The sequence below is a fragment of the Solwaraspora sp. WMMA2056 genome (genome assembly GCF_030345095.1).
GTDB lineage: Bacteria > Actinomycetota > Actinomycetes > Mycobacteriales > Micromonosporaceae > Micromonospora_E.
Map to the genome: position 1 here is coordinate 472,274 of NZ_CP128360.1, position 12,982 is coordinate 485,255.

A 12,982-nucleotide genomic window follows, 5' to 3' on the forward strand; every position below is an offset into this window, starting at 1 on the left:
CAACTCGAAGACCAAACTCACGGTGGACGGCCTGCGCCTGACCTTCACCAAGTTGGCCGACGTCAGCGGCACCAGTGACGCCTGGCCCATCTGGAAGGACCGCACCGCGGAGAGCCGTTACGTCCTCTATCTGATCGACGCGCGGGCGCTCACCGGCGAGCTCGACGCCGAACCGGCCCGCAGTTGGCTCCGGCTGGAGGACGACACCGGGCAGATCGGGAGCTGGCTCAAGGACGGGCACGCTCATCTGTGCGTGCTGGTGCTGACCCACAGCGACCAGGACCCACGGCTGACCGCCTCGAATCCAGACAAGTATCGGGAGCAGATCGCCGAACAGATCGAGCCGCTGGTCCTGAGGCTCGGCGGCCCGGAGAAGACCCGCCTCGCGGTCGGCAGCCTGAAGACGCAGGCGCAGGCCGAGACCCTTACCTCGCAGATCATTCAGCACATCGTCGGCTGGGAGAAGGGCAAGAAGTGACTGCTGTCGAGATCGTGTATGCCGAGTCGTTCGGCGGCCGGGAGGCGTTCGTCTGGCGCGTCGGGCAGGTGATCGAGGAGGGGCGGGCGAGCGAGCGCGCACAACTCCATCGGGACCTCGCCAGCCTTGTCGCAACCGGGGCCTCGCGGCGACTTCCTACAGGTCGGACGGTGTGGAATCGCGACCGGCTCCTGCTGGAGGTCGATATCGGCCCGCAAGGCAGCGGTCCCGCCGGGACAGACTCTGGCCGGGCAGAGGCTGATGACCGGCCATCCGGTCGAGTCAAGGTGACGATCGTGACGCGAGTCGCGGACCGGGACCGGCAGTGGGTGCCTGCCGCCGCCGAGCAGGTGGTGGAGATCCTCGGACAGGAAGGCCTGACCGTCGACGTACGGCGTTTGATCCAGGCGTTCCACGGCGGACTGGACCATCGCCGCCCTTTCTCGGGCGGCGGCCCGGTCCTGGCCGCGATCGGATGCGTCGTATTCATGATGATCTGGGCGCTTCGGCGCTTGCTACGACGGAAGGGGAGATGATGCCGGAAAAGCCGGTGGAACGACGGCGGCGGATCGTCCTGCTCGGCCGTGACGACTACAATCGGGCGCGCATGGTAAGTCCGGAACTGCTGATCGATCCGCTTACCACAGTAATCGCCATCCCGCTACGCCCACCGCTGGATGACGACCCGGAGATCCGCGCCATTGTGAACCGGTTCCACCCCGGAACCCTGCTGATCCGCAACGTCTGGGAAAGCGGGTCCTACGTGGATGCCGCCGCCGCGTACGAACGGATATCGGTAGCCAAATTCACCGTTTTTGCCAACGTCTGTCAACGACTGGGCGCGACCCGCCTCGAGATAAAGGAAATCAGGGAAGTCACCGACCAGGGCGAGGTGTCCGCCTCCGTCACCTTCCAGGCCGGGGCCGCAGCGGGAAACACCTCAGCGGGCTCGACGTCCCTCCGTCGGGTGGCGCAGTCACTGCATGCCTCATGGGTCTGGGAAAGCGGCCCCGGCGACGCTGACGCCGCCACAGCCTACGCCACCGAGCAGGGCATCCAGGACGACCCAGCGGTCGGTGACCTGATCCGGCAGCGCGGTTACGAGCAGAACAGAATCCGCGAACACCAGCTCGAGCTCGACATCACGGCCGAGGCGCGCAACGAGATCCAGGGCGCACTAAATCTCGAATCGGTCCTGCGCAAACTCGGGCCATCCTTCGACGGTGAGTTCAAATCCATGAAGGCGGCCTCCCAGCAACTTTCGCTGCGGGTCCAGGTCGAATTCCGGTAGCGCCGGAGATGAGTGGAGTCCTGTCCTACGGGTGGCGCCTGGCGCGGCACCGCCCTCTGCCGCTCTTGGCGGCCCTACAAGAGGCACACACCAATGCGGTCCTGTGCAAGCACGTCTACGACCGCGATCTCGCCCATCTCGGCGAACAGCTGCGGCACACCACCGGTGTGCCGTGGGATGTCGAACTGATCCAGGTAGAGGAGTCCGCCGCGCACTGGCGCACCGTCGTGTTCCGTGCCAACGGGTGCTGTTTCATCATCTTCCGGGGATCTCTGCCGATACGGTGGCGGGGCGCGGCGGACGAGGACCACGCGGAGGCGCTGGCCGGATGGCTGGACAACATCCTCGGGGTCCTGTCCCGGCAGGACCACCACTCCGCCTACGCCGACGCGGCCCGACGGGTCACCGAACCCGTCGCGGCGGCTGCCAGAACGGCGGCGAGCCGGGGCGACCGTTTAATCCTGGCGGGCCACAGCGCGGGTGGGGCGATCGCGGTGCTGACCGCCTTGCTGCTCGCCCAGCGCCGGATCTGGATCGATCAGGTCTATACCTTCGGCGCACCCATGCCGGGCACCCTCAACGTGCTGCTGGGCTATCCCGTGCCCACGGCCCGCTTCGAACTGGGCCGGGATCCGGTGCCGTGGCTGCCCGGGCGGTACGCCTACATCCTGGCACCGGCCGTCGAGACGGTCGCGGATGCCGTCGGTACGCTGACCGGCAGATGGGTGCCCTACGCCTGGCGACATGAGGGGCCTCGCGTTTTCCGGACAGTGGTTCGGCCGGTTCTTTCACGCCGCGATTTGAAGGTTCTCGAACTCTGCGTGGACTTCCCGGGGAGGTCGGTAGCCCACCGCTGAATGCAGACGCTGACGATTGTACCAGAATTCGATGTAGGCAGTAACGTCCCGGCGTGCCGCCTCACGAGTGGGATACTTCACACGCGACACGCGTTCGTTCTTCAGCGCACCGAAGAACGATTCCGCCATCGCATTGTCGAAACAAGTTCCGGTCCGGCCAGCAGATCGCCGCAACCTCAGATCCCGCAGCGTTCTGCCGTAGTCGTCCGACATGTAGTTGCTGCCCCGGTCCGAATGAAAGATGGCGTTCTTCCTGAGTTCGCGATTCCGGGCGGCGTTACGGATGGCGCGGGATATCAACGGCGTCTGGTAGTGGTCGTCCATCGCGTATCCGATGACTTCCTTCGTGCAGCAGTCGATGACGGTCGCCAGATACAGCCACCCCTCGCCGGTCGGGATGTACGTGATGTCGCCGACGAGCTTCTCGCCAGGCGCGTCGGCGGTGAACTCCCGGCCGACGAGGTCAGGCACCGTGCCGGACGACGACTGGGTGAGACCCCACCGCCTCGGGCGGGGCTGGCACGGCACGAGCCCGAGCTCGCGCATCAGCTGGCGGACGAGTTCCGGCCCGGCGGACACGCCCTGGCGCCGCAGTTGCGCGTGGACACGTCGATGCCCGTAGGTGCCGTCGGACGCGGCGAACACCTCCTCGATGGCCGATCGAAGGTGGGCGCGGCGGGTGGCGGTCGCGGAGTCGGGGCGGGTTCGCCATTCGTAGTATCCGGACCTGGACACGCCGAGTTGTTCGCACATGAAGTCGACGGGGTAGGCGTACTTCGCGGTGTCGAGTCGCATCGTCTCGATGAACTCGTACAAGCTCGTTACCGAGGGTCCTTCGCGAAGTACGCCGCGGCTTTTTTCAGGAAGCTGTTCTCCATTTCGAGTTCCCGGTTGCGACGTTCGAGTTCCTTCAGTCGAGCGCGCTCGTCGACGCCGATCGGTGGGCTGTCCTGGGCGCCGCTGTTTTCCCGCCGGTACTGGCGGACCCAGGAACGGAGCGTCTCCGGGTGAACGTCGATCTCCCGGGCAACCTGCGACACTGGCTTGTTCGACTGTAGAACGAGTTGCACTGCTTCTTCACGGAACTCTGGGGTGTATGAGCTTATGCGTGCCATCGCGCTTCTTCCCTCGACTTTCCTTACAGGGTAACCTTATTGGCTCCCTGTCCGGAATCCTCGGGGCACCTCAACATGTTGGCGAACTCTGGTACCTGCATACGCCGGATTCACACGTGCCGGCGCGTCGGCTGCGCACCGCCACGAACTACGGACTGTCAATCGGCGAGGAGCGGGAACTGATCGCGGCCCGCGACCGCGAGCACGCCAAGAACCGATGGTCCATTAGCGACCACGCTATCGGGACGTACCAGGAGGCGCTGGAACACTTGATCGCTGGTGCCTCAACCTCCACTGGTGGCCAGGACTCCTCTCACGGCCAGTAGGTGTGGTCCGACAACGGCGGGTGGCCGCCTGTTTCGTCGCCTCGTCGGCGGCATTGGCCGCGTCAGAGCGATGGCGAGCAGGCCAATGATAGAGACCACCAATCCTACGCCACTTGTCTGAATCTGCGAGCTAATACCGAAGCCTTCGATGGTCCAGTCGACTGCCGCACTCAGCCCAAGTATCAACACAACGATACCGCCCACCATAACACCGCCGCCGATAATCAGCCCGACGATGGAACGAATGCGTTCAGTGTTGATCGCCTCTAGCATTACGGTCTCGGGGACACCTGGGTCAACGGCGGCCTCTTCGACGGACTCGTCATCACCATCGCCAGCAGCAAATGAAGGTCGTTCATCAACCACGTTGCCCCCTGACTGCTCGACGCCTTGTATATTAGCCGCTGCGGACGGAACAGGGGCCTGTTTGGCTGGATGCGCCACGACGGCATGTCCCCGAGGGTGTGTACAACTAACGGCCCTGGCTCACATTCGGTGGTGACGTTCGGTAACTGTACCGCGGAGGGCTCGCATGAGCTGCGCCCTGCTGGAACTTTCCCACCGTCCTCTTGGTGTACGTGACGTCCGCGAGTGTCCGGACTGTTGATCCTTCCGCACGACTAACCTTTCATGATCTCTACGTTCGGGACGTAGGGGATGTGAGCGTGCGTGGGCCGCAGACGGGTTGTCGGGCAGATACGTGTCCAGGAGATCTTCCTCACCGGCAGTCGGCGGTCATGGACGATTCTGTGGCCGGAGGGTGCGGTCCACGAGGAGGCGGACCGGTTCCTGTGCCGGTACGACGGTGAGCCGGGCACGCAGCGGACGTACGCCTACCTGCTGGTGGATCATCTGCGGTGGCTCGAGCGGGAGGCGTTACACCTCGCCGCGGTACGGCTACGGGATCTCCAGCGGTACATGGGCATCGTCGGCGCGGAGGTCCGGATTCCGCTAGGGGAACCGTGGCGGGTCGGGAAGCGCCCGTACGGCACGGCGACGTTGGGAACTGCGGCGTCGGTGCTGAAGGCGTTCTACCTCGGGCTGAGCAACGAGCACCGCAGCGCCGAGCTGCGCCGGGATCTGGATCGGGTTCGGTTGCCGTCGAAGGCGGACCGCGACCGGGCGCTGCTGGGGCATGTCAAGTCGACGATGTCGGCCAATCCCCTCGCGCCGCGCCACAGCGGCCGGCGGCATCCGAAGATGCTGCCGGACGACGGCCGCGGTCGCCTGCTCAAGAAGGTGAGCACCGCCCGGGACCGCATGATCGTCACCTGGTTGTACGACGGCGGGTTCCGCATTGGCGAGATGTGCGGTCTTCACCTGGCGGACCTGCACCTGCGGGAGAACACCGAGTGCGCCCAGGCGCGCGCCGCGCATGTGCACATCTGTCACCGCGAGGCCAACGCCAACAAGGCCCGGGCGAAGACGAAGCACCCGTGGGAGTTGGTGAACGGTGTCGTCCACGGTGGGCTGATCCGGCGGGTCAGCCCGGAGATGGTCCACACCTACTTCGCGTACATGACCACGGAGTATCCGCGCGCCGCGGCGACAGGTCACGGCATGCTGCTGGTGCAGCTCGCCGGCGAGGAGTACGGGCAGCCGCTGTCGACTGCGGGCGCGCGTAGCATGTTCCGCCGGGCTGGACTGCGGGCCGGGCTCGGCCGGGTGCATCCGCACCAGGCCCGGCACAACTTCGCCACCGCGGTCCTGGACGCCTCGGGCGGCAACCTCACGATCGCCCGCGACGCCGGCGGGTGGGCGTCCAGCGCCACGGTGGACGAGATCTACGGGCACACCGACATCCACGCACCGCAGTTCGACGCGGCGCTGCGCAAGGTTTGGGGTGAGCAGTGACCGCCGCCGCGCAGCTCACCGTGGTCCGCCCAGACCGCCAGCACCGCGACCGGCTCGCGATCCTGACGGCCCTGATCGCCGGGCCGGGTTTCGACCCGGTGTTCCGCGACGATGTTATCCGCGTGCCCAAGAACCACCCGGCGCTGCACTGGAACTGCCTGATCGACGGCTGCAACTCACCTGGCTCACGTCAGCCCGGTTTCCCGTCCGGGAACGTGCCCGGTATCCAGGTGGTTATCGCTACGGCAACTGCTTGGAGGAGCAGCCGCGTGCCGCGCGTTTCCCAGTGCCTTTCGACGTCCTGGCATTCGCTTCTTGAGCCATCCTGTTCCCGCCGCGCACGTCAACGCCCCTTACGGGCACGTCCACCGGATCAACCGGCGCGTGACGGGGTTTCCGTGTTCCACACCCTTCAGATACGACCTGGCAGGGCGCCGTCTATCCCCCGAGGGCAGTGGTGTCCTCGCACCGAGACCCTTACCTCTCTCGTGCCACCTGCCGGACCTTCCCCGGCCGGCCCTTGCCACCCCCGCCACCTGCCAGCAAAGGGGCTAAACGTTAACGAGGGGTCGACGACGGTTCACTTGCGTTCGCCCATCCAGGTCTTCCCCTTGCCTGCTCGCCGTCGGCAGACTGACCGCGCGCTTTGGCTTCTCCCGCGGGCTTCGCACCCCGTCGTTGCCGACGACGCACGCCACGGTGGGGACGGGCCGATGGACACTGACCCGAACTACATGCAGCTCCCGTAAGGGCGCCACCTCCAAACCATGCAGTTACTGAAGCGGTGCGACCTCACGTCGCACGAAGGGCTATGTCACCAACCTCACGACCAGCCCGGACGGGGCACCGGTCACCGCCGGGTTCGTGATCGACGCCTACCACCGGCTGTTCCAGATCGAGAAGTCGTTCCGGATGTCCAAGCACGACCTCGCGGCCCGGCCGATCTACCACCACAAACGCGAGTCCATCGAGGCGCACCTGACGATCGTGTTCGCCGCCCTGGCCATCGCCAGATGGATCGAGGACCGCACCGGCTGGTCGATCAAGAAATTCGTGCGGACCGCCCGCCGCTACCGCACCATCCGCATCCAGGCCGGCGACCACACCCTCACCGCAGCCGACCCCCTACCCGACGACCTCCGCCACGCCCTCAAGACCATCCACGCCCAACCAGGTGCGCACTAATTTGGTAAGACTCGGGATCGAAGAATCGTTCCAGGCCGCGAAGACCGGCCTCGGCCTGGACCAGCACCAACACCGCCGCTGGACATCCTGGCACCGCTGGACGACCCTGGCGATCCTCGCCCACGCCTTCCTCGCCGCCGCCACCACACACCGCAGCCGCCCCGACCCGGCCGGGTTGATCGCACTGACCGTCAACGAACTACGTCACCTGTTCAACGTCCTGATCATCGAACCCACCCGCCGCCACCGCGACCCGCTGCTCTGGTCCATACGCCGACGCCGCCACCAGGCACGAGCCAGAACCAGCCACTACGCCCGACAAGCACTCACCGAGCCATGATCACGATCCCCGGCTGGAGTACTAAACGAGCTGCATTTTGTCACCTCTGTCCAATGGCGGTCCTATCGCAGGCTTCATCACGGTCACATGTCGTCATGGACACCGACCCCAGGACGCCGAATGAGGCATGCACCTCATGACCTGCCGCCAAATCGACCGCAGCCGACCACGAGCCGGCCAGCACGAGATCACCGGCACTGATCCCGCTGCCAAAACCCGCCAGGATACGGACCAAGCACGCCACCGACTCGGCAGGATGCCCCATGACCGCAGAACCGTTTCCCGTGTACTCGGCATTGCCGCTAAGCAACACCATCCGCGCTGCGGCAAGGTCGACCGTATCCGGCGAGACGCCTGCGCCGACAACGACCGCTGCGGAGGACGCATTGTCTGCGACCGTGTCTACCAGGCCAATCTGCCATGCCTCGATCCGGCTATCGAGTACTTCCAGGACCGGGCAGACCTCGGTGGCCGCGTCAAGAACGTCTTGTGCCGTGACGGACTGGCCGCTGAGATCCCTCGCCATCCGGAAGGCGATCTCGCCCTCGACCTTCGGTGCGATGAACCTGCGCACGTCCAGAGCGACGCCGTCGGGCAGCAGCATGCGATCGGTCAGATAGCCGAAGTCAGGATGATCGATGCCGAACATCTTCTGGATCGCCTCGCTGGTGGCGCCGATCTTCAGGCCGGCGATCCGGGCCCCACCGGCCAGTTCGAGCGCCCGGGTCTCGCTCTGGATCGCATACGCGTCCGCCAGGTCGAGTCGCGGGTGCCTGACCGACAGCGGCGGCACCGGCCGACGGGTTCGGGCGGCCTCCCAGAGCTCCACGGCGAGTTCGCGGTGCAACGTCCGCGCGACGGCCGTCATCTGGTCGCCACGAAGAGCCGACCGCCGGGCAGGCCGATCGGAACGACCTTGGTCTGCGAGAAGCCAGCCGCCGCGAACTTGTCCAGCCACTCCTGCTCGGTGGGGAGGGTGACGCTCATGAAGGTGGCGTGCAGGTAGGTGAAGAGGGCGCTGAACTTGCGCTCCTCCGGCCGCCGCGCGTAGGAGACCGCGTCGGCCACGGCGAGGATCCCGCCTGGGGCCAGCGCGTCGCGCAGGGCTCCCAGGACATCCAGGGCGATACCGTCATCGGCCACGATGTCGTGTATGACATAGCTCGCGAGAACGGCTTCCGCGCCCGCGACCGGTTCGGGGTTGTCGACCAACGACTCGATTGGCCGCTCGAAGACCGTCAGCCGGTCGTGCACCCCGGCGGCGAGGGCGGCCTGCCGCGCCGCAGCACAGGCCGCGCCGTTGCTGTCGACCGCCGTGCCGGTACGGGCCGGGTCCTCCTGCAGCAGCTTGATGAGCAGTCCGCCGGCGCCGGCGCCGAGGTCCGACACCTGCAGCGCCCCGGCTGCCGCCACCTGCTCGATGAGCTGCGGGTAGAAGGCGCGCTGGCCGATCCACCGCGAGCTGACCGCGACCCGCCGCCCGTTGCGTCGGTGGACATGGGCGGCCGCGGCCGGGTCCGTGAGGAACGCGCGGGCGTTGTCCAGGAAGGGGCCGTTCGCGTTCATCGCCCAGGACACGTACCCGGCCTGGTAACGAAGGCCGGGGTAGTCGGCGGCCACCTGGAAGGTGCCCGGAACCTCGGTGTCGACGATTAGGCCGGCGGCGAGCAATGCCCCCAGGTACGCGGTTATGCCGGCGACCGGGACGTCAACGGCCTTGGCCACGTCCGCGGCGCTGAACGGCTCGCCCGCGTCCAGAACCTGATCGGCTCCGATCTCGGCGCCGATCAGAAGCAGCGCGGCGACCGCAGCCGCATCGGCCACGGCTTCCGAATCTTTCCGTTCCATGATTCTCACCCTCACCCGTCAGATGTGGTCAGCAAAGGCGTGCGTCAGGTCCGCGGACGCCCGCTCGGCGGCCAGGGCCATAGCGACCTCGATGATGGTGTCCTCCTGGCCGGCCACCACCCGCCGCCTGCCCAATTCGAGCAGGATCTCGCGGGGATCGACGCCGAAGCGCCGGCTGGCGCGCCGCACCGGAGCCGCGAACCCGGAGAACACCCCGGCGATGCCGCTGGCGATGGTGACGCTGTCGTTGGTCGGCACGTGTTTCACGAACCGTTCCTCGGCGGTGTCCGCCGCGTCCAGCGCGCCGAAAAGCTTGATCCGCGCCTCGATCTGCTCGACGTGCAGGTTGGCGGCGACCAGTTCGATCGGTGCGTTCCCCGCCCCGGCGCCGAATCCACGCGCCGTCACGTCCACGATGGATGCACCCGCGCGGATTGCGGTGATGCTGTTGATCACCGAGAGGCCCAGGTTGTTGTGGGCGTGGAAACCGATCGCGATGTCGAGCTTCTCGACCAGCTCGCCGACCTTCTCCCGGACCATCTCCGGGGTGTACGCGCCGGCGGAGTCCATCAGCACGACCGCCTCGGCGCCGTAGTCTTGCATGAGCCCCGCCTGCTCGGCCAGCTTCCCGGCCGACGCCATGTGGCTCATCAGCAGCAGGCCCTTCACGCGTACGCCCATCGACCGCAGCATCGTGACCTGCTGACAGGTGACGTCGGCCTCGGTGCAGTGCGCGCCCACCCGGACCTCGTCAACGCCGCAGTCGAGGGCGGGCTTGAGGTCACGTTCGACGCTGGCGAAGCCGGGGATGGAGAGCACACCCAGCCGCGAGTTGCGCAGCTCGGCCTTCGCGGCGCGCAGCATCTCCACGTCGCTGATGGCGGCGATGCCGACCTGAATGGACGAGGCGCCGAGCCCGTTGCCGTGCCCGACCTCCAGGACGTCCACCCCGGCTGCCTCGGCCGCCCGAGCGTAGGCGCCGATGTCCGCCCGGCCGAGCTGGTGGGCGACGGCGTGGTTGCCGTCGCGCAGCGTCGAGTCACAGATCTGCAGTTTCACGCCCATCAACGCCTCCGCCTGCTGCGAGCCTCCGCCGCGGCGACGGCGGCGCAGGTGATGATGTCCAGGTTTCCGGCGTAGCGCGGGAAGTAGTCGCCCCGTCCTTCGACCTCGACGGTGAGCATGTAGCGGTCACCGGTGGCGACCGGCGGCACCACGACCCGGTACCCGGGAACGTACGAGTGGATCTCCTTCTCCATGGCGGTGACCGAGTCGCGCAGAGCATCGATGTCGATCCGCTCGGTGGTGGAGACCGCGATAGAGTTGCGCATCACGATGCCGGGATCGGCCGGGTTGATGATCAGGACGGTCTTGGTGCGCGCGGTGCTGCAGAACTCGGCGGTGGCCTGTTCCGTGGTGTGCACGTACTCGTCTAGGTTCGCCCGCGAGGCCGGACCGACGCTGGCCGAGGCGCTCGCCGAGACGATCTCGAGGTAGTCGACGCGGCCGGCGATCTGCGCGATGCACCAAGCCATCGGCACCGCCGCCTGCCCGCCGCAGGTCACCATGCTGAGGTACTGCTCGTCGAGGCAGTCCTCCAGGTTGAGCGCCGGGACGCAGAACTTGCCCTGGTTCGCCGGTGTTAGGTCGATGAACGGCAGTCCAAGCGGCTCGATGACGGCCCAGTGCCGGATGGCGTCCCCGGCCGAGGTCGCGTCGAAGACCAAATCGATGTCGTCAGCCGCGTCGACCACGGCGTCGATGCCGCCGGTGCTGGTGGTCACCCCGCGACCGCGGGCCAGCTCGATGCCGGGCGACTCGGCCCGCCGCCCGGCGAACAGGACGCACGTCAGCAGCCGGGACGCCTCGACCTTCAGGAGCAGGTCGGTTCCGATGTTCCCGGTCCCCACGATGGCGGTCCGCAGCGGAGCCAGATGCGTCTGCGTACTCATTCAGTTCTCCCTCTCGCAGTGGTCTGGCCACTGAGGTGATGCTGTTGGCTCACGCCGAGCGGCGGAGGAGTTACGTCGTGCATCTCCGGTGACAGGTAAACCTTCACCCGTGGGCGGGTCCGGCCGGGTTGCCAGGAGATGTAGTTGTGAATCCCGGTTCCCGCGTCCAGCCCTCGGTGTGCGATGCCGGCGAGCACGCTGTTGTAGCGGTGCAGCGCCTCCGGCCACGCGGCCAAGGCCCGGTGCACCCGCTGCCGTATTTCGCCGTCGTGCTCGGCGTACGTCCACAGCGGAACGTAGAGGGTGGCCGCGGCGCGATCGAAGTTCTGCGCGTCGAACAGCGACACGCAGGTGACGGCCGGTTGGTCGCTGAAGCGGCGCCGCCCGTCTATCATGACCTTGCAGAAGGCCCGCACCTCCCCCGGCTCGAAACCCGGGTACGCCTTGAGCACGGCCGCCACCTCCTCGACGTCGGCCATGAAGTGCCGGAAGTACACCTTCACCCGGGCCGCCGGGTCGTCCGCTAGGTCCAGCGACAGCAGGAACGGCACGTCCTCCCCGGCGCGGTGCACGTGCGCCTGGACGACCGGCCACAGATGCGTCGTGCCCATCCGTTCCAGGGCGGAGTACAGCAGGTCGAAGGTGCCGTCCGGGCCGGTCACGTTCAGATAGAACCACGCCTTGAACCGAATCGGGGCGCCCGCCCGAACCTCGGCGCCGTACATGGAGACGTGCGGGCCGTGCGCGTCGTCGGGCAGGAGCCGGTCCGCGAGGGCCGACCACCGGGTCGCGCCGGCGCCGTACCGCCCGGCCAGCAGCGGCATGATGGCCCGCGCCGCGACGGGGTCACGGGCCGGCAAGCCCGCGGTCAGCGGCTCCACGGCGAACTGGAGTGCGGGCGCGAGCCCGCCGAGGTCGACCGCGTACTCCACGGGCGACCCGTCGGGCGACACGTCCGACAGGGGTAGATCGTGGGGGCGGGCGGCGCCCCAGTGGTCGGTCATGGCCCGGAACGCCGCGACGAATTCCGTACCGCTGGCTCCCAGTTGCAGGGTCCGTGCCGTGTTCTCCAATGTTCTGGCGCAGGCGTCTCGGACCGTCGTCAACTCCTCGGTCAACCCCGGTTCTCCTTGTCAGAATCCACGTCGAGGCGCGGGGGTGGCTCAGCGCCACGCGTCCAGATGAAGGTCTGCGACACGTCCCGTCTCGGCGACGCGTCCGAACACGGCCGGGAACCACACCGAGAACTCCAGCCGATCCCGCATGTCACGCAGTTGGCCGGGTGCGACCAGCGTCCACTCCGCGACCTCCGCGGGATCGGGTCGCGGCTCGTCCCAGAATCGGCCCACGAACACGTGGTTGTACTCGCGCTCGATCAGGCCCGACTTCGGGTCCGGCAACTCGTACAGCACGGTCCCGGCGGCCGCGAGACCGACCGGCGTCGTGCCCAGCTCCTCCCGGACCCGACGGGCGGCCGCAGCGTCCGGCGCCTCCCCGGGGAAGGGGTGGCCGCAGCAGGTGTTGGACCACACACCCGGCGAGTGGTACTTGCCCAGCGCCCGCCGCTGTAGTAGCAGGCGCCCCTCGTCGTCGAAGAGGAACACGGAGAACGCCCGGTGCAGATGGCCGGGACTCGTGTGGGCGGTCAGCTTGTCGAGCACCCCGACGGTCTGTCCTGTGGTGTCCACTAGCTCGAGCAGGTCCCGCCCGGGTTCCGGGGCGTCCGTCCCGCTCAC

The 12,982-nt window shown here is 67.3% G+C and carries 13 protein-coding genes and 2 pseudogenes; 7 read left to right on the plus strand and 8 right to left on the minus strand.

Annotated features, from left to right (window positions below; all coding sequences use genetic code 11):
• The first annotated feature begins 22 nt into the window (after positions 1-22).
• From O7608_RS02335 to O7608_RS02350, 4 genes are read left to right on the plus strand one after another with little or no spacing between them, the layout of a single operon-like run.
• A complete protein-coding gene (locus tag O7608_RS02335) occupies positions 23-478 on the plus strand; it encodes a hypothetical protein (RefSeq protein ID WP_289208417.1) in 456 nt (151 codons plus the stop codon).
• Positions 475-1,014, plus strand: a complete 540-nt coding sequence (locus tag O7608_RS02340) for a hypothetical protein (RefSeq protein ID WP_289208418.1) — start codon at positions 475-477, stop codon at positions 1,012-1,014. The genes O7608_RS02335 and O7608_RS02340 overlap by 4 nt, the downstream gene beginning before the upstream one ends.
• Entirely contained in the window at positions 1,011-1,769 is a 759-nt protein-coding gene (locus tag O7608_RS02345) for a hypothetical protein (RefSeq protein ID WP_289208419.1), read from the plus strand. Before O7608_RS02340 ends, O7608_RS02345 begins: the two co-directional genes overlap by 4 nt.
• A gap of 8 nt (positions 1,770-1,777) precedes the next feature.
• Positions 1,778-2,626 (plus strand): lipase family protein, encoded by an 849-nt coding sequence (locus O7608_RS02350; RefSeq protein WP_289208420.1) that lies wholly within the window; start codon positions 1,778-1,780, stop codon positions 2,624-2,626.
• On the opposite strand, the gene O7608_RS02355 is transcribed toward O7608_RS02350, so the two are convergent.
• A protein-coding gene (locus O7608_RS02355) for an IS3 family transposase (RefSeq protein ID WP_421359974.1) occupies positions 2,558-3,741 on the minus strand; the annotation gives its coding sequence in 2 pieces (ribosomal slippage) (positions 2,558-3,486 and positions 3,486-3,741; 1,185 coding nt in all). The genes O7608_RS02350 and O7608_RS02355 overlap by 69 nt on opposite strands.
• 284 nt (positions 3,742-4,025) lie before the next feature.
• Positions 4,026-4,433 (minus strand): hypothetical protein, encoded by a 408-nt coding sequence (locus tag O7608_RS02360; RefSeq protein WP_289208421.1) that lies wholly within the window; start codon positions 4,431-4,433, stop codon positions 4,026-4,028.
• A 303-nt stretch (positions 4,434-4,736) separates the two neighbouring features.
• On the opposite strand from O7608_RS02360, the gene O7608_RS02365 reads away from it, so the two are divergent.
• The 3 genes and pseudogenes from O7608_RS02365 to O7608_RS02375 all read left to right on the plus strand — a co-directional run.
• Positions 4,737-5,921, plus strand: coding sequence for a tyrosine-type recombinase/integrase (locus O7608_RS02365; RefSeq protein ID WP_289208422.1), 1,185 nt, complete (start codon positions 4,737-4,739; stop codon positions 5,919-5,921).
• Between the two features lie 804 nt (positions 5,922-6,725).
• Positions 6,726-7,106, plus strand: a pseudogene (locus tag O7608_RS02370) (IS1634 family transposase); the annotation flags it as partial.
• 7 nt (positions 7,107-7,113) lie between these two features.
• A pseudogene (locus O7608_RS02375) lies at positions 7,114-7,446 on the plus strand (IS701 family transposase); the annotation flags it as partial.
• A gap of 40 nt (positions 7,447-7,486) precedes the next feature.
• Here O7608_RS02375 and O7608_RS02380 read toward each other — a convergent pair.
• The 6 genes from O7608_RS02380 to idi are packed head-to-tail and all read right to left on the minus strand — an operon-like array spanning position 7,487 to position 12,982.
• Positions 7,487-8,314 (minus strand): 2-keto-4-pentenoate hydratase, encoded by an 828-nt coding sequence (locus O7608_RS02380; protein ID WP_289208423.1) that lies wholly within the window; start codon positions 8,312-8,314, stop codon positions 7,487-7,489.
• The gene (locus tag O7608_RS02385; RefSeq protein ID WP_289208424.1) at positions 8,311-9,294 is read right to left on the minus strand and encodes a class I SAM-dependent methyltransferase; all 984 of its coding nucleotides are present in this window, start codon (positions 9,292-9,294) and stop codon (positions 8,311-8,313) included. The genes O7608_RS02380 and O7608_RS02385 overlap by 4 nt, the downstream gene beginning before the upstream one ends.
• A gap of 18 nt (positions 9,295-9,312) precedes the next feature.
• A complete protein-coding gene (gene dmpG, locus O7608_RS02390; protein WP_289208425.1) occupies positions 9,313-10,359 on the minus strand; it encodes a 4-hydroxy-2-oxovalerate aldolase in 1,047 nt (348 codons plus the stop codon).
• The gene (locus tag O7608_RS02395) at positions 10,359-11,246 is read right to left on the minus strand and encodes an acetaldehyde dehydrogenase (acetylating) (RefSeq protein WP_289208426.1); all 888 of its coding nucleotides are present in this window, start codon (positions 11,244-11,246) and stop codon (positions 10,359-10,361) included. Before O7608_RS02395 ends, dmpG begins: the two co-directional genes overlap by 1 nt.
• A complete protein-coding gene (gene cymD, locus O7608_RS02400) occupies positions 11,243-12,364 on the minus strand; it encodes a dimethylallyltryptophan synthase CymD (RefSeq protein WP_289208427.1) in 1,122 nt (373 codons plus the stop codon). The genes O7608_RS02395 and cymD overlap by 4 nt, the downstream gene beginning before the upstream one ends.
• 45 nt (positions 12,365-12,409) lie before the next feature.
• Positions 12,410-12,982: an isopentenyl-diphosphate Delta-isomerase gene (idi, locus tag O7608_RS02405; RefSeq protein ID WP_289210750.1), complete on the minus strand. Its 573-nt coding sequence runs from the start codon at positions 12,980-12,982 to the stop codon at positions 12,410-12,412.

Excerpts from the sequence above, each read along its gene's own strand:
- O7608_RS02345 (WP_289208419.1), top strand. The coding sequence starts at position 1,011 with ATGATGCCGGAAAAGCCGGTGGAACGACGGCGGCGGATCGTCCTGCTC.
- O7608_RS02350 (WP_289208420.1), top strand. The coding sequence starts at position 1,778 with ATGAGTGGAGTCCTGTCCTACGGGTGGCGCCTGGCGCGGCACCGCCCT.
- O7608_RS02380 (WP_289208423.1), bottom strand. The coding sequence starts at position 8,314 with ATGACGGCCGTCGCGCGGACGTTGCACCGCGAACTCGCCGTGGAGCTC.
- O7608_RS02385 (WP_289208424.1), bottom strand. The coding sequence starts at position 9,294 with ATGGAACGGAAAGATTCGGAAGCCGTGGCCGATGCGGCTGCGGTCGCC.
- dmpG (WP_289208425.1), bottom strand. The coding sequence starts at position 10,359 with ATGGGCGTGAAACTGCAGATCTGTGACTCGACGCTGCGCGACGGCAAC.
- O7608_RS02395 (WP_289208426.1), bottom strand. The coding sequence starts at position 11,246 with ATGAGTACGCAGACGCATCTGGCTCCGCTGCGGACCGCCATCGTGGGG.